We start from the raw sequence: 15328 nt of genomic DNA on the forward strand, positions 1-15328 counted from the left end.
TGGCGCTGTTCTGTGCCCGGCCCCAGGGCCGCATCGACGACGCCGTCAGCCAGGGGCTCAGCATCCTGGCCGGGCTGGCGCTGGGGGGCTCGATGGGCCGTGAACGCCCGGGTGAATGACAGACAGAGATGCAGGTCGCATAGCCTCTGATCCATCGATCACAACAATGACCTCCACTGTTCCGAGCCTGTGGGTGGGCACACGAGCCATGGCTTCGTCGCTTGGGATTCATCGCGTCACACTGCAGCGCCTCAAGCAGTCGGGCTACTTCCGCGATGGCCACCACTTCAGGAAAGCGAACCCCCTCGCCCCCCGCTCCAACACCGTGTGGCATCAGCAACGGGTGCTGATCCGCATGAATGCGGACTAAGCCTCGTCTCATCAAGGCGAATCCAGAACGGGCTGACCCCGGGGATGAGGCGGAGACGGAAGCTCTCGCAGGTCAGCCCCTGCCACTCCTGAATGACAATCCGTGCGGCGGCGAGGTGGCAACTTCAGCTCTGTCGTCCCTTCCGTAGTCGGAGCTGCTCTCCCGCAGGGCATCACGCCGGAGTTGGTCGCCATGGCCATGAAGCTGAAGGCGGCAGGCATCGCCTGAGCCAAGCTCCAACCTGGCTTCGGCTGGTGGGTCTGCTGCTCAGTCCTGCCAGTCCAAGAGGCCCATCCGCTCCAGCCAGACGTCGCTCTGCTCAGGGGCCCAGCCTTGGTACTGCTCGAGCCGATCGGCGCTGAAGAGCATCAGGTCAAACACGTCCCCCTCGTAGCCCCCGTGGCGTCCAGCCAGCTGCTCCAGGGCCTGGGCCAGACGGTGGAGCTCCAGCTCGGCCAGGAGCGTGGCTTGCGCGGCGACGGCCTGAGTGCAGGTGGATTCGGTGCGGGCGGCATCGGTCGTGCCGAGCGGTGGGAGCAGCCATCCCGGGCATCAGGCGAGGAGGTGGTGGACACGCGGCACGGGCGCGACGTCAGGGGCCCTTGAGGGTTCCGGGGCACCGCAGTGGGCCATAGCGGCCTGGGGGCTGGCGGCAGCGTGGTTGCGAGGTGGTGGGGGTAGGTCAGCTCTGCTCTCAAGCAGCGGACTGACCTATGGGCCGTCTACGCCCGGACTCCAGCGCGCCGAGGCCTGGCTCTGGTGTGTGTTCAGCGGGAATTGACCCAGCCAGAACAAGGCGGCCTGGGTTCGGTTGCTCACCTGCAGCTTCTGGAGAAGCACATGCACATGGCTGCGAACTGTGCCCTCACCGATTCCCAGACGTCGGGCAATGGTGCGGTTGTCATCGCCATCGGCGATGCAAGCCAGTACATCCCGCTCCCGTTGGGTGAGCAGGCCAAGTGTTTCGCTTCTCCATTCAGGCGCGGGGCTTGGCATGGTGCTGGCCTGTGAAAAGATCGCTGTGGCGGTCTGATCCCACCAACTGGCACCAGCCTGCAGGGATGCCAAGGCCAGTTCCACCTGCTCAAAGGCCCTTTCCTTATGGAGATAGCCACGGGCGCCCGCCTGCCAGATCTGCTGCACCCACTGGGGATCGTCATGGCTGGTGAGGATCAGCACCGGGGTTGCCTCAGTGGAGGTGATCTGGCGACAGGTGGGCAGTCCACCCATCCCCGGCAACACCAGATCCAGCAGCACCAGATCCACCGGTTGCTGCTGCAGCAGGACAAGCCCTTCCTCGCCATCGCTGGCCACGGCCACCCGATCCACGGCCGATAACTGGCGGAGATGGCCGGCCATTGCCAGCTGATAGGCCTGGTCGTCCTCAATCAGCAGCAGGCGCATGCTCAGCCCCCCGCCTCAGGCAGATGCACCACAACCCTGGCGCCACCGCCGTGGCAGTTGCTGGCCCGGATGCTGCCCCCGTGGGCCTCACTGATCAGGCGGCAGAGGTATAGCCCCAGGCCAGTGCCGCGGGACCCAGTGCCGGTCGTCCCGAAGCGTTGAAAGAGCCTGGCTAGATCCTCTGGTGGAAAGCCAGCCCCACCGTCGCGCACATCCACCTGCCAACCACCCGGCTCACAGCTCAGCTGCAGCCACACCCTCTGACCCCGCAGGCTGTGATGCACGGCATTGAGCAGCAGGTTCTCGATCAGGCGCCGCAGAAGGGAGGAATCGCCGTTCAGAGTCAGCCGGCTGGGGCTTGCCTGGGGCTGGCGCAACACCAGTGCAATCTGCCGTTGAGCCGCGATCGGCTCCACGGTGCTCACCGCCTCCTGGGCAATGGTGAGCAGATTGCAGGGTTGCAGCTGCGGCTGAAGTCCTTCCTGCTCAGCCCGGAACACCTCCAGCAGGTCGTTGATCAGGCGCAGACAGCGCTGCTGGCTGCTGCGCATGGCCTCCACCACTACCCCGCTGTCCAGCAGTGCGAGCGAGGCCAGGGTCCCGAGCACGGGGGTCTTGAGGTCGTGGGCGAGGGTGGCGATCACATCGCTCCGCAGCTGCGCCTGCGCGAGGTCCACCTCCAGGGCAACGCGCTGCCGTTGGAGTGTCTGGTTGTTGAGCAGCAGGACGGTGGTCACCGTGAGGGCCAGACACACCAGCAGCCGATCCACCAGCACCGGAACGAGGTTGTGATGCACCGGCAGCGGGACATGCACATTCACCAGGGTAGCCGCGCAGCTGATGACCAGAAATCGCCAGGCCTGGGCTGTTGAGCGCTGAGACGCCCCCAGCAGGAGCGGCACCACGTAGAGGATTCCGAGCACAACACTTGGGGGTGTCGCCAGCTCCAACAGCAGAATCAGTAACCAGATCGCCCAGACCAGGCCGATCGGTGGGGGCGTTCCCCTCATGGCGCCGTGTCGTGGGATGGTTGGACGGGCAAGCCTTCCGATATCAGGTGCAGATCGATGCTGAGGCTGCGCAGTTGATGCTGCAGGCGCTCGGAGAGGGGCCGGCGAAACAGGGCCTTGAAGCGTGAGCGCATGGTCTGCCCCAGCACGATCTGGGTGATGCGCTTCTCCTGGGCCACCCGGGCGATGGTGGGCAGGATCTCCGCGCTTTCCTCCCGCAGGAAGGTTCCGCCCACGTCGTCGCAGAGCTGGCGGCATTCCTCCAGAATCAGCGACTCCTCGCGGCTGAGAAAGCGGTTGGGATCCTGCACCGTGAGGGCCAGCAGCGGCGCGTCCATGGCGGCGGCGAGGCGCGCGGCCCGTCGCAACAGGCGCTTGCTGGTGTGGTAGTTCGCCAGACACACCATCACCCGCTCGCGCAGTGGAGTGAGCGAGGGCAGGATGTCGTTCTCCACCCGATCCGCCACTTCCCGCAGCGACAGCTCGCGCAGGGCCACGAGATGGCGCCGCTGGAAGAAGTTGGCCAGGGCCTGGCCCACCTTCTCGGGGGCGTACACCTTTCCTTCCTTGAGGCGTTCCTGCAACGTCTCCGGGGTCACATCGACGAGAACCACCTCATCGGCGAGTTCCAGCACACGGTTGGGGATGCGTTCGCGCACCACCACGCCGGTGAGTTCTGCCACCAGGTCGTTGAGGCTTTCAAGGTGCTGGATGTTCAGTGTGGAGTACACATCCAGCCCGGAGAGCAGCAGCATCTCCACATCCTGCCAACGCTTCTCCCGTTCGCTGCCCGGCACGTTGGTGTGGGCGAGTTCATCCACCAGCACCAGTTGAGGCCGGCGGGCCAGCACCGCCCCCACATCCATCTCCTCCAGGTCCACGTCCTGATATCGCATGCGCTTGCGTGGGATCTGCTCCAGTCCCTCGGCTTGCCGCGCCGTTTCCAGCCGCCCATGGGTTTCCAGCAGGCCCACCACCACATCGGTGCCTTCCCGCAGCATCTCCTTGCCTTCCTGGAGCATGCGGCAGGTCTTGCCCACACCGGGGGCCATGCCGATGAACACCTTGTGGCGGCCGCGCCGATGGGTGGAGCGGATCACGGGGCTCGCAGGGCGTTGAGGGCCAGATTGAACCTGAGCACGTTCACGACGGGCTCAATGGCCTGCAGACCCTGGGGGCCTTCCTGGGCCTGGCGCAACAGGCCCTCCAGCTCAGCCACGGACATCTGACGTTCGCGGGCCAGGCGCGGCAGCTGCTGGCGCGCCGCCGCAAGGCTGATGTGGGGATCCACGCCGGAGGCTGAATCCAGCAGCAGGTCGGGGGCGGACTGGGCTACTCCAGCGATCTGCCAGAGGCTGGCGGCATCGGCCACGCGTTTCGCCAGCTCAGGATTGCTGGCGGCCAGGTTCGGGGCACCGGCTGGCCGGCCATGCAGGTAGCGGTTGGAGCGAAAACTCTGGCCGATCAGGCGTGCCCCCACCACCTGATCGCCCGTGCGCAGCAGGCTGCCGCTGGCCGCATCCGGTGCCACCAGCCGCGCCAGGGCGAGCATCGGCAGCGTGACCACCACCACAGTGAGCAGCCAGAGCAGGAGGGTGACGCGCAGCCCCCGCAGCAGTTGGGCAGTGAAGGACATCAGAACTTCTCCGGTTGGGCGATCACGGCGAACAGGTAGGCCGAGAGGGCGGCGGTGCCGCAGAGCAGCAGGGCCAGGGCGTGGCTCTGCAGGGGGGGCTGGCTGCTGCGGAACAGCGGCGCGAGGAGGAGGGTGCCGGCCACGAGCAGGAGCGGCAGCCAGAAGCGAATGTGCAAAAAACGGGCCATGGGGATCGTTGCGGTGGTGATGGGTTCAGATCAGATGCAGGGCCCCGATGGCCAGATCGATCAGCTTGATGCCCACGAACGGCGCCACAACCCCACCGGCGCCGTACACCAGGAGATTGCGTCGCAACAGCTGCTCGGCGCTCAGGGGCCGGAACTTCACGCCCTTCAAGGCCAGGGGCACCAGGGCCGGAATGATCAGCGCGTTGAAGACCATCGCCGAGAGAATCGCCGACTGGGGTGAGGCCAGCTGCATCACATTCAGTGCCTCCAGGCCCACCCCGGCGAACAGGGCCGGCAGGATCGCGAAGTACTTGGCGATGTCGTTGGCGATCGAGAAGGTGGTAAGCGCACCGCGGGTGATCAACAGCTGTTTGCCGATCGTCACGATGTCGATCAGCTTGGTGGGATCGCTGTCGAGATCCACCATGTTGGCCGCTTCCTTTGCGGCCTGGGTGCCCGAATTCATGGCGACTCCCACGTTGGCCTGGGCCAGGGCCGGGGCGTCGTTGGAGCCGTCGCCGGTCATCGCCACCAGCTTGCCGAGCTTCTGCTCCTGCTGAATCACGGCGATCTTGTCCTCCGGCGTCGCCTCGGCGATGAAGTCGTCCACACCGGCTTCCCGGGCGATCACACCGGCGGTGATCGGGTTGTCGCCGGTGAGCATCACGGTGCGGATCCCCATGCGCCGCAGCTGATCGAAGCGCTCACGGATGCCTGGTTTGATGATGTCCTTGAGGTAGATCACCCCGAACACTTCGGCGCCGCGGCACACCGCCAGGGGGGTGCCCCCCAGCCGCGACACCTGCTCGAAGCACTGGTCGAGCTGATCGGGCACCTGGCCGCCGCGGGAGCGCACGAACCCCTTGATGGCATCCACGGCCCCCTTGCGGAACTCGATGCCATCCGGGGTGTCGGAACCGCTCATGCGGGTGCGGGCCGAGAAGTCGATGCCGCTGGCTGTGCCTGGCCCAAAGGGGAGGACAGCGCCCAGCTTCTCGGCCAACCGCACGATCGAGCGCCCTTCCGGCGTCTGATCGAAGCAACTGGCCCCCAGGGCTGCCTCGGCCAGTTCGGCCACACTGTGGCCTCCCACCGGCAGAAACTCCTCGGCAAGCCGGTTGCCGAGGGTGATCGTGCCGGTCTTGTCGAGCACCAGGGTGTTCACATCGCCGCAGGCTTCCACGGCCCGCCCCGAGGTGGCGATCACGTTGAACTGGGCCACCCGGTCCATGCCGGCGATGCCGATGGCACTCAGCAGGCCGCCGATCGTGGTGGGAATCAGCGCCACCAGCAAGGCCACAAGCGTCACCACCGAGGGGGCCACCTGGAGGTAGTTCGCCACCGGGGAGAGGGTGGCCACGGCGATCAGGAACACCTGGGTGAGTACCGCCAGCAGCACGGTGAGCGCAATCTCATTGGGCGTCTTGCTGCGTTCCGCCCCTTCCACCAGGGCGATCATGCGATCGATGAAGCCCTTGCCGGGATCGGCGCTGATGCGAAGGGTGAGCTGGTCGGAGAGGATGCGGGTGCCGCCGGTCACCGATCCGGCCACATCCGAACCGGCTTCCTTGAGCACCGGAGCCGATTCGCCGGTGATCGCCGACTCATCGACCGAGGCCACCCCGGCGATCACCTCGCCGTCGGCAGGGATGACATCGCCTCCTTGAACCAGCACCAGATCGCCACGGCGCAGATCGGAGGAATCCACCAGTTCGATGGAGCCATCGGCCAGCTGTCGTCGGGCCTGGGTACGCGCCTGGGTGCGGCGCAGGGCGTCGGCCTGGGCCTTGCCCCGGCCCTCCGCTAGGGCCTCGGCGAAATTGGCGAACAGCAGGGTGGCCAGCAGGGTGAGGCTGATCAGGGCGTTGAAGGCCCGCTCGCGATCTCCAGCCTGGACATCCAGGAGCCGTGGTTCCAGGGTGAGCGCCAGGCAGAGCGCCGTGCCGCACCAGACCACAAACATCACCGGATTGCTCACCGCCTGGCGAGGGTCGAGCTTGCGAAACGCCTCCACGACGGCTCGTCCGACCAGGCCCTGCTGGCGGGGGCGTTCGAGATAGCGCCGCTCCTGACGGGGACCCCGGGGCATGCGGGGAAACAGCACACGCGTTGAGGTGGTCATGTCAGGACGCCAGGGTGAGCGCTTCCGCGATGGGCCCGAGGGCCAGCACCGGGAAGAAGGTGAGGGCCCCGAGGATCACCAGCACCACCACCGTGACGCCGGTGAACAGGCCGGTGTCGGTGCGTAGGGTGCCGGGGCTGGGTTCGAGAACCGGTTTTTGGCGAAAGCCATCGGCGAGGGCCAGTAGAGCCGCGATCGGTAGGTAGCGGCCTCCGAGCAGGCTGAGGCTGGTGGTGAGGTTCCACCACGCCGTGCCATCGGACAGGCCCTCCAGGCCGCTGCCGTTGTTGGCGGCCGCCGAGGCGTACTCGTAGACCACCTGGCTGATGCCATGGGAGCCGGGGTTGGAGATGCCCGCCAGAGTTGCTCCCCCGGCCAGAGTGAGAGCGGCGGGAATGAGAACGAACAGCGGGTGGATCAGCAGAACGAGGCTGGCCCACACCACCTGGGGCTTCTCCACCTTGCGGCCCAGGAATTCGGGCGTGCGGCCCACCATCAGGCCGGTGAGGAACACCGCCAGCAGGGCGAACACCAGCAGATAGGCCATGCCGGTGCCCTGGCCACCGAACACCACCTGCAGGAACAGATTGAACAGGGCCGTGAGGATCGTCAGCGGCATCGCCGCATCGATCGAGCCGTTCACAGCGCCCGTCATCGTGCCGGTGCTCACCACCGTCCAGAGACCGGTGAGGGCGGATCCGAAACGCAGCTCCTTGCCCTGCAGGTTGCCGCCGCTGATCCAGTTGGAGAGCAGCGGGTTGCCGGCCTGTTCGGCCGCCATGGCCACGCCAACGCCGATCACCAGCAAGCCGAAGACCAGGGCCAGCAGCAGGTTGCTCTGGCGCCGATTGCCCACAAAGCGCCCGAAAGCATCCAGCGTGGCTGCGGGAATGATCAACATCGCCCAGGTGCTCACCAGGTTCGTGAGCAGGGTGGGGTTTTCATAGGGGTGGGCGGAGTTGGCGCTGATGAAGCCCCCCCCGTTCTCGCCCAGCTGCTTGATGGCCTCGAACAAAGCGATCGGGCCGCGGGGCAGCCACTGCTTCGCCCCCTCCAGGGTGGTGATCTCCAGCGGCGGGGCCAGCGTCATCGGCACGCCGCTCACCAGTAGGAACAGGGCCAGCAGCAGAGAGGCCGGAATCAGTACCCGGGTGAGGGAGCGCAGCAGGTCGCGGTAGAAGTTCCCGATCGGCCGACCACTGAAGCCGCGGATCACCGCGAAACCAACTGCCAACCCCGTGGCCGCTGACACAAACATCAGGAACTGGATGGCTCCCAGCTGGGCCAGGTTCCCCAGGGTCTGCTCCGGGATCAGGTGCTGCTGATCGGTGTTGGTGAGAAAGGAGATTGAGGTGTGCAGGGCCAGATCCCAGCGCAGGCCCCCAAATCCGAGCGGGTTGAACCAAGCGGGTTGAAACAGCAGGAGCGTCAGGGCCAGGAGCCCAAACAGGGCATTGCTGATCAGTAGCGGCTGCAGGTAGGAGCGGGTGTTCTCAGCGCTGCGGCCGGCGTCGCCGATCCAGCGCAGCAGTCCCGTCTCCATGGGGTTCAGCCATCGGTCCCAGGCCGGTTGGGGCCGGTCATCGAACACTTCGAACAGGTGGCGCCCCAGGGAGGGAGCCGTGAGCACAACCGCCGCCAGGGTGACGACGGCCAGCAGCCAGGGGAGCATGCAGGCGAGCGGGATGGATCAAGCCTGTTCAGCCTGGGCGCGTTGTCGCTGCGGGCGCAACTGCCAAATGGCAGAGGCCCCAGCCGGTGCCAACAGCCGCCCGCGCCACGGACGATGACCCGCGCCTCAGCCCCCTGGCGGCAGCTGGGGCGCGGTCTATTGCAGACCACAGGGTCGCCACCCCTCCTGCCGCTTCTGTCACCAGATCTACGGATGGGCTGTCGTTTGAATTGCTATTCGTTGTGGCTGGGCTCGATGGCCAACTTGCTGTTGCGTCGCCGCTCCCCGTCAGGGTGACCCGTTCACTGGCTGGCCCCGGAGCGTGTGCCGATCAGGCCGGAGACGCCTCTACTCCGCTGCAGGCCGGCGGCGGGCGGAAGCATCCTGCCCAGGCTTCCGGGCTGATCTGCCGACTCACCAGATCGATACCGCTCCACTGCTGCCAGCTCTGGAGGCTGCGGGCCCGGCCCAGGCCATAGGGCTCCTCCAGTCCGTCGCCCTGAATCAGGGCCTGCAGCCGCTGAACGGACCGCTGGTTGAGCTGATCCCAGTCGGGGTGTTCGGCCCAGTGGGTGATGTGGCTGAGGCCGGCAGCTTTGTAGAGATGAAAGATCAGAACGCGATCAGGGTTGTAGAGATTGAAGCCGCTGGTCCACAGGCGCAGCGCCAGCGAAATCTCCTCGCCGTAAAAATAAAGATCCGGGTCGTAGGGCACCTCCTCGATCATTCGCCCCGGGCCGAACAGCATGCAGCCTCCGATCAGGGCCCCGGGCAGGGGCCGATCGGGCAACTCCCGGGGATTGGCAAACGTGTTGATCCCCTGCTGGCGCAGCAGGCCGTCATGGGCATCGAAGCCGAGGGGCGCCAGCAGCGGTAGCTGGGCCGTGTCGCACTGTTCCGGTAGCGTGAAGGCATTGGGATAGCCGCTGATCATCGCAGCGGGATCTTCGCAGCGGCGCCACATCGCCACCAGCTCCACGTCCCAGTCGGGCACCACGCGCATGTGGCTGTCGATCTGCAGGGTGAAGGGCTCCCCCCGCCAGAGCCTCTGGGTGCGGGCCCGGGCCCAGCAGCAGCCGCGGCTGGTCTCGGCGGGTGTGCAGTCGAGCCGCAGTTCAGCGCCGCGAAGCGCCTCTCCCCCGGGCAGGGAGGCCACCCCGCACGCCTCTCCATCAGCATCGCCGGTCTGCAGGCAGATCCCCAGCCGCAGACGCTCGGGATGGCGGGCCCTGGCGAGCAGATCGGCCACGGTGGGGCCGAGCTGGGGATCGCGATAACTGGCGATCTGGATGAACAGCTCTGCCGTGTCCACGCCGTTGCAAGCCCGCGCTTGGTTAGCCTAGAAGGGACGAGCCAGGTCGCCGGGCGCCGCAGCGTGGCTCTCCCTCTCCCCCCCGAGTGGCGCGACTGGTTGCGCCTCAATCGCGATCGCGGCTGCGACCGGCATGAGTTGCTGCGACGCGCTCTCGCCCACGGCTGCGATGCCCGTCAGGTCGCGGAGGAACTGCAGGCGCCAGAGCTGCTGGGTACATCCAGCGGCGATCCAGTCCCGCCAGAGGCCTGCACGGACCCGGCCGAGACGCCCCTGCTCGATCCCGCCCATCAGCCACGGGCCTGGCGACTCGATACGCCGCTGGCCCAGATCCTGGAGATCCCCGAGCTGCTGAGCCGCGAGGAATGCAGCGAGCTGATCCATGCGATCGATCGCTCCCTGGTGCCCTCCACCGTGACCACAGGCGCCGCCGACTACCGGACCAGCCAGACCTGCCATCTGACGCAGGTGGCCCCCTCGCTAACTGAAAAGCTTAATCGCCGCTTCACGTCCCTGTTCTCGGTGGAATCTGCCCTGGCGGAACCGATGCAGGGCCAGCGCTATGACACCGGTCAGTGCTTCCGTGCGCACACCGACTGGTTCACTCCCGGCACGGCGGAATACGAGGAACACGCCAGTCTCGGAGGACAGCGCACCTGGACGCTAATGGTCTATCTCAATGCGGTCCAACTGGGCGGCGAAACCGCGTTTCCACGGATCGGCCGTCGCTTCACGCCGGTGGCAGGCCTGGGCCTGGCCTGGAACAATCTCCACGCCGACGGCAGCGTCAACCACGCGACCCTTCATGAAGCCCTGCCGGTGCAGGAGGGCCGCAAATATGTGATCACCCAGTGGTTCCGGTTACGCCCCGGTCGCAGGCCCACCGCGTAGCCCCCGCGTCCGGCCCGGCCACCGCGGAGGTGCGCCATAGCATTGCCTACAGCGGCGTAGGGGTTGGGGTTGGTGTGGGGGTAGGAGTTGGCGTTGGCGTTGGCGTGGGGGTAGGAGTTGGCGTTGGCGTTGGCGTGGGGGTAGGCGTTGGCGTTGGCGTTGGCGTTGGCGTTGGCGTGGGGGTAGGAGTTGGCGTTGGCGTTGGCGTTGGCGTTGGCGTGGGGGTAGGAGTTGGCGTTGGCGTTGGCCTGGGTGATGGCGTGGGAGTTGGCGTTGGCGTTGGCGTGGGAGATGGTGTTGGAGTTGGCGTTGGCGTGGGAGTTGGCGTTGGAGATGGAGATGGTGTTGGCGTTGGCGTTGGCGTTGGCGTGGGAGATGGTGTTGGAGATGGCGTGGGGCAGAGATCCGGATTGGTGCAGGGTTCCGGGGTCGGCTCGGGAGGCAGCTTGTCCTCGGGCACCACGTAGTTGTCAGCCCCCCTCAGCCTGGGCATCGGATCACGGGCCTTCACATACCAGTTGACACCGGTGATCGAGAGCAGCCAGGGAATGTAGCGATTGAAGAGCTGCGTATAGAGCATGCCGATGGCATAGCTCTCCGGCAGCAGGTTCTGTCCCTGGAGGTGGGTGACAATCAGCTGACGGAAGGCCTCCTCACTCAAGCGAGACCGGGAGAGGAGCAGGCCGTTGGCATCAAACCGGGCCGATTCCCCGGCGCGGATCAGCACGCTCCCGCCCCCATCGGCCTGCAGCCATCGATCACCATCATTCTGACTCCAGAGGGTGGGATCCCAGCGCACCGTGCTGGCGCCGAACGGCTGGCCAGGGGCCTGGGCGACCAGGCCGGCATCGCGAGGCGTCTGCCGGCTCTGGGAGGATTGCCAGGGCAGGGGCGACTGCACGGCCGCGGGCTTGGCGTTGGGATCGGAGACGAAACCGCCCCTGGTGGCGAAACGGATGCGGATCTGCCCCCCGATCGTGGTGTCCAGCAGACCGTCGTACTGGCCGTAGGCCAGCAGATCCACCTGGGACCCGAGCGGCACATCCAGTGACAGCCGGCCGCCGCCGTAGGTGTCCCCCATGCCCGTGAGCAGATAGGGACTCAGCCCAAGCACCACGTTGTTGGTGCCCAGGTTTGCCAGGGGAATGCCGACACCGGCGGTGGCGTAGCCCAGGGAGTCCTGGCAGCCATCGAGAGGAACGCCGCCTAGGGCCGACAGCTGCCAGCCATTGCGCTCCCACTGGCTTCCGACGGCCAGCTGCGAGTGGAAGCACCCCTCGCCTCGCACCAGTCCGCGCCAGCCGTCATAGCCGACCAGAAAACCATTGAGGCTCTGGTTGTTGGAATCGAACCAGCGATAGCCGACTTCGCTGCTGATCCCCCAGAACCCGTCGAAGTTGGTGTTGGTGCGCGAGTAGTTGTAGAGAACGCGGCTGCCGTCCTGCTGCACCAGAGGCAGGAACAGGCCGATGTTGCCGAGCACCAGGCCCTCGGAGACCCCCGAATCGCCGCCGCCACCGACACTGGCGAAGGCGCTGCTCGAGATGTCGATCACTGGACTGAGCCGGGGGTAGCGGCTCAGGATGTCGAGCGAGGGGCCGGCGGAACCGCCGGACGCGACCTCGCTGGAGAGTGCGGATGCGGAAGGCTCGCCCAGCTCGGCCTCACCGTGGAGCACCGCCACCTCATAGCCGCCGTCATCGAGCACCGACAGCACATAGGTGGTGCCCCGCACCCCCAGCAGGCGCCCGCCCAGGCAGCTGGGCTGGGGACCATTGACCAGCACTGCCCCGGATTTCAGCCTGAAGCACTGCTGCCCGAGGGTGATCAGGCTGTTCCGGCCCAGGAAGCCGATCGCCTGACGGTCGAACAGCAGCTCCGCGCGGCTCTTGCCGGTGCTGATCTGCTGGCCCCGGCCCGCCGTCTGGTTGAGGCGTGCGGCCTTTGCGTCGATGAACACCTCACGGCCTTCCACCATGCGCCGCACAGTGGCCTGGTTGAAGGGCGCGGCGAGGGTGGGCAAAGGCACCGGCAGCCACAGCAGCATGGCCACCCCGTGAATCCAGCGCCGCAGACGGCGGGAGACAGGCTTCATCTCAGCTGGATAGGTCATCACCGATCTAAAAGTTGAGAAAACTTAACCCGATTCCTGCTCCAGACCGTTCTCAGTGGACATTTCATCGGACGTGGGCAGGCCAAAGGCCTCCGTTTCTTTGAAGCCCCGCAGCTCAAACCTGCCGAGGGGCTCCAACCGTTCATGCTCAGGCAGCAGCTGTGCGAAGGCGGCACTCATCACCAGCGGCCGGTTCGTGCTCTTGGCCACGCCCTCCAGGCGGCTGGTGGCGTTGACAGCATCGCCGATCACCGTGTAATCCATGCGAGTGCTGGATCCCACATTGCCGCTGATCACAGCACCGAAGTTGAGCACGATCACCTGCTCCCAGGGCTCCACGCCTTCGGCCCGCCAGCCCTCGTTGAGCGCACGCAGACGCCGCTGCAGATCGCGCGCGGCGCGCAAGGCCGCCGCCGCCTCCTGGCGTGCTCCCCGGTTGAGGGGGGCACCGAACACTGCCAGGGCGGCATCGCCGATGAACTTGTCGACGGTGCCGCCCTCGCCATGGACGGCGGCCACCACCTCGCTGAAATAGGCATTCAGCTGCTGCACCAGATCCTTCGCCCGGCCCGCCTCGCTCATGCGGCGGGTGCGGGCGGTGAAGCCGCGGATGTCGGTGAACATCACCACCACATCGACGCTGCGCCCCCCGAGCAACCCATCCGCCTCACGGGGCTGAGACGCGATTTCAGCCGCCACCGAGGGGGAGAGGTAGCGCTCCAGCGCCGAGCGCAGCCGGAAGCGTTGCCACTGCAGCCGCAGCGTCGCGTCGGCGCTACTGACGACCGCGCACAGCAGCAGCACCCCGGCCGCACCGAACAGCTGGGGCGCCAGGCCCAGCCCGCCGATCAACAGCACCGCCAGCACGGCCAGCCCTAGAGCCGAGCCGCCCACCAGCGCCAGCCGCTGTAACGGCCGCTCCCAGCGCTCCGCCAGCAGCATCACCAGCAAGGACAGCAGAGCCAGCCCCAGCGCCCAGAGCGCCCGGGGCGGCTGCCACAGCCACAGGGCCCGGCCCTCCGCCCGATTCGCCAGCTCGGTGGCGTGCAGTTCCACGCCGGGCATGCCTTCGGCTCCGGCGAACGGCCCCCGGTGCAGATCCTGGAACAACGTCGCGGTGGGACCGATCAGCACCAGCTGGTCGCGCAGCCGACCCGAAGCCCGCAGCGCCTGGAAGGAGCGCGGCTCCAGCAGGCTCCAGACCGAGAGGGTCGGGATCGTGCGAGGAGGCCCATAGGGATCCAGCAGGGGCAACCAGCGGCCAGCGAGGGCCGGAGGGCGGCTGCGATCCGCCAGGTCGCCCGCCTGCAGGAGGCTGATGGCAAACCCCTGGGGGACCGCGGCCAGTTCACGCCGCAGGGTTGAGGCCTGATCACCCGGGCGGCGCCGGATCGAGCCATCCGGCTCGGTGGGACCGTTGAGCAGGCCCTGCGCGTGCTCCCCCGCCGCCTCTCGCAGCAGGGTAATCGGAGGGCTGAGGGCCAGACCGGCCACATCCCCCTTGCTTTCCATCACCTGCGCCGCAAGGACCGTGCGGGGCCGGTGGCGTCGCAGCGCCTCAGCGAAGTGCCCGTCATCGAGGGCTCCATGGCTGCTGGGGGCGTCGAACAGCAGGTCGATCGCCACGGCCCTGGCCCCGGCCTGCTGCAGCCGATCGAGCAGAACGGCCTGGATCGCCCGCGGCCAAGGCCAGCTCTGCAGCTGCCGGAGAAGCCGATCGCCACTGAGATCGGCGTTGGCACCCTGCTGCAGGCTGTAATCGTCAATCGCGACGATCGACACCGGGGTCCGCGGCCTGCGGGCACCTCGCCACTCCTGCGCCAGACCGGTCATCGCCAGCTCCCAGGACTGCAACGGAGCGACCCACACCCATGCCCCCAGCCCAACCAGCGCCGCCACCACGATGGCAACCGGATGGGCGCGCAGGGGAGCCAGCGGCCGGAGCGGGACCCTGGGGCGCATCATCCTCGGCAGCGGGTCAGCGACCCCGGCGGCTGGTGTTCATGGAGCAACTGGAACAGTGGCTGGGTACGTTCTAGACCGGTCAGCAGGCCACGCCAAGCCGAGCGACGGCTCCCGCCACCTGCGCGCGGACGAGTTCAACACAACTGAGGCCCAGTCCTGAATGACCACCGGCGTGCCCACGGGCGTGCGCTCGAACAGCCAGCGGGCCGTGGCGCTGCTCAGCCGCACGCAACCGTGACTGCACCGCACCCCGAAGCACTGTTTCGCCTGCTCCTGCCAGGGCGCCGGGTGCAGGCAGATCGCATCCGGCTTGAGACCACCGCCGCCCAGGCAGAGGACGTCGTGCACCTTCGGGATGCGGTAGCCGCTACCGATGAGGGAGGTTGCGGCATAGCGCCCGCCACCTGAAAACGGCCTGTGGGTGTCGGACTGGCGGGCAGTCCGGTGGACACCGGGGCACGATAGATCAGGTGCTCCTCCGGGTCCTAGGCGCGCATCTGCTTAGGCGACAGATCGACCACCAGGCTGGCCAGCACCTCCAGCGCCTCTGACGTGGACCCCGGAAACCGGTCCAGGGTGAATGAGAGTCCTCATCCGGCCAGACTGGGCCGGGGACTCGACCATGAAACGCACCAGGCACACAGC

14 protein-coding genes are annotated in these 15328 nt (G+C 67.1%); 3 read left to right on the forward strand and 11 right to left on the reverse strand.

The genetic code is table 11. The features are described from left to right. Positions 1-208 precede the first annotated feature (208 nt). Positions 209-370 (forward strand): DNA-binding protein, encoded by a 162-nt coding sequence (locus tag CJZ98_RS15425; RefSeq protein WP_198537870.1) that lies wholly within the window; start codon positions 209-211, stop codon positions 368-370. Positions 371-769: 399 nt separating this feature from the next. Continuing rightward, positions 770-976, forward strand: a complete 207-nt coding sequence (locus tag CJZ98_RS15430; RefSeq protein ID WP_094592016.1) for a hypothetical protein — start codon at positions 770-772, stop codon at positions 974-976. A gap of 105 nt (positions 977-1081) precedes the next feature. Here the strand turns inward: CJZ98_RS15430 and CJZ98_RS15435 are convergent, their stop codons facing one another. The 8 genes from CJZ98_RS15435 to CJZ98_RS15470 form a co-directional block, all read right to left on the reverse strand. Beyond that, on the reverse strand, positions 1082-1774 hold the full coding sequence (locus CJZ98_RS15435; RefSeq protein ID WP_094592017.1) for a response regulator: 693 nt from the start codon (positions 1772-1774) through the stop codon (positions 1082-1084). Between the two features lie 2 nt (positions 1775-1776). Beyond that, positions 1777-2784 carry a sensor histidine kinase gene (locus CJZ98_RS15440; protein ID WP_094592018.1) on the reverse strand — a complete coding sequence of 336 codons (1008 nt, stop codon included), beginning with the start codon at positions 2782-2784 and terminating at the stop codon, positions 1777-1779. After that, positions 2781-3884, reverse strand: a complete 1104-nt coding sequence (locus CJZ98_RS15445) for a universal stress protein (protein WP_094592019.1) — start codon at positions 3882-3884, stop codon at positions 2781-2783. Before CJZ98_RS15445 ends, CJZ98_RS15440 begins: the two co-directional genes overlap by 4 nt. Then, positions 3881-4420 carry a potassium-transporting ATPase subunit C gene (locus tag CJZ98_RS15450; RefSeq protein WP_094592020.1) on the reverse strand — a complete coding sequence of 180 codons (540 nt, stop codon included), beginning with the start codon at positions 4418-4420 and terminating at the stop codon, positions 3881-3883. The genes CJZ98_RS15445 and CJZ98_RS15450 overlap by 4 nt, the downstream gene beginning before the upstream one ends. Further along, positions 4420-4608, reverse strand: a complete 189-nt coding sequence (locus tag CJZ98_RS15455; protein ID WP_094592021.1) for a potassium-transporting ATPase subunit F — start codon at positions 4606-4608, stop codon at positions 4420-4422. The genes CJZ98_RS15450 and CJZ98_RS15455 overlap by 1 nt, the downstream gene beginning before the upstream one ends. A gap of 25 nt (positions 4609-4633) precedes the next feature. Continuing rightward, the gene (kdpB, locus tag CJZ98_RS15460) at positions 4634-6730 is read right to left on the reverse strand and encodes a potassium-transporting ATPase subunit KdpB (protein WP_094592022.1); all 2097 of its coding nucleotides are present in this window, start codon (positions 6728-6730) and stop codon (positions 4634-4636) included. A gap of 1 nt (position 6731) precedes the next feature. Then, positions 6732-8402 carry a potassium-transporting ATPase subunit KdpA gene (gene kdpA, locus CJZ98_RS15465; protein ID WP_094592023.1) on the reverse strand — a complete coding sequence of 557 codons (1671 nt, stop codon included), beginning with the start codon at positions 8400-8402 and terminating at the stop codon, positions 6732-6734. 331 nt (positions 8403-8733) lie between these two features. Next, positions 8734-9714 (reverse strand): GlcNAc-transferase family protein, encoded by a 981-nt coding sequence (locus CJZ98_RS15470; protein WP_094592024.1) that lies wholly within the window; start codon positions 9712-9714, stop codon positions 8734-8736. Positions 9715-9777: 63 nt separating this feature from the next. Between CJZ98_RS15470 and CJZ98_RS15475 the strand changes: the two genes are divergently transcribed. After that, positions 9778-10605 carry a prolyl hydroxylase family protein gene (locus tag CJZ98_RS15475; protein WP_232756526.1) on the forward strand — a complete coding sequence of 276 codons (828 nt, stop codon included), beginning with the start codon at positions 9778-9780 and terminating at the stop codon, positions 10603-10605. A gap of 46 nt (positions 10606-10651) precedes the next feature. Here the strand turns inward: CJZ98_RS15475 and CJZ98_RS18905 are convergent, their stop codons facing one another. The 3 genes from CJZ98_RS18905 to CJZ98_RS19165 are packed head-to-tail and all read right to left on the reverse strand — an operon-like array spanning position 10652 to position 15031. Continuing rightward, positions 10652-12700 (reverse strand): hypothetical protein, encoded by a 2049-nt coding sequence (locus CJZ98_RS18905; RefSeq protein WP_198537872.1) that lies wholly within the window; start codon positions 12698-12700, stop codon positions 10652-10654. A gap of 42 nt (positions 12701-12742) precedes the next feature. Beyond that, positions 12743-14680, reverse strand: coding sequence for a CHASE2 domain-containing protein (locus tag CJZ98_RS15485; protein ID WP_198537875.1), 1938 nt, complete (start codon positions 14678-14680; stop codon positions 12743-12745). Between the two features lie 39 nt (positions 14681-14719). After that, positions 14720-15031: a L,D-transpeptidase gene (locus CJZ98_RS19165; protein ID WP_315855817.1), complete on the reverse strand. Its 312-nt coding sequence runs from the start codon at positions 15029-15031 to the stop codon at positions 14720-14722. Positions 15032-15328: the final 297 nt, after the last annotated feature.

The sequence above is a fragment of the Vulcanococcus limneticus LL genome, from assembly GCF_002252705.1.
GTDB lineage: Bacteria > Cyanobacteriota > Cyanobacteriia > PCC-6307 > Cyanobiaceae > Vulcanococcus > Vulcanococcus limneticus.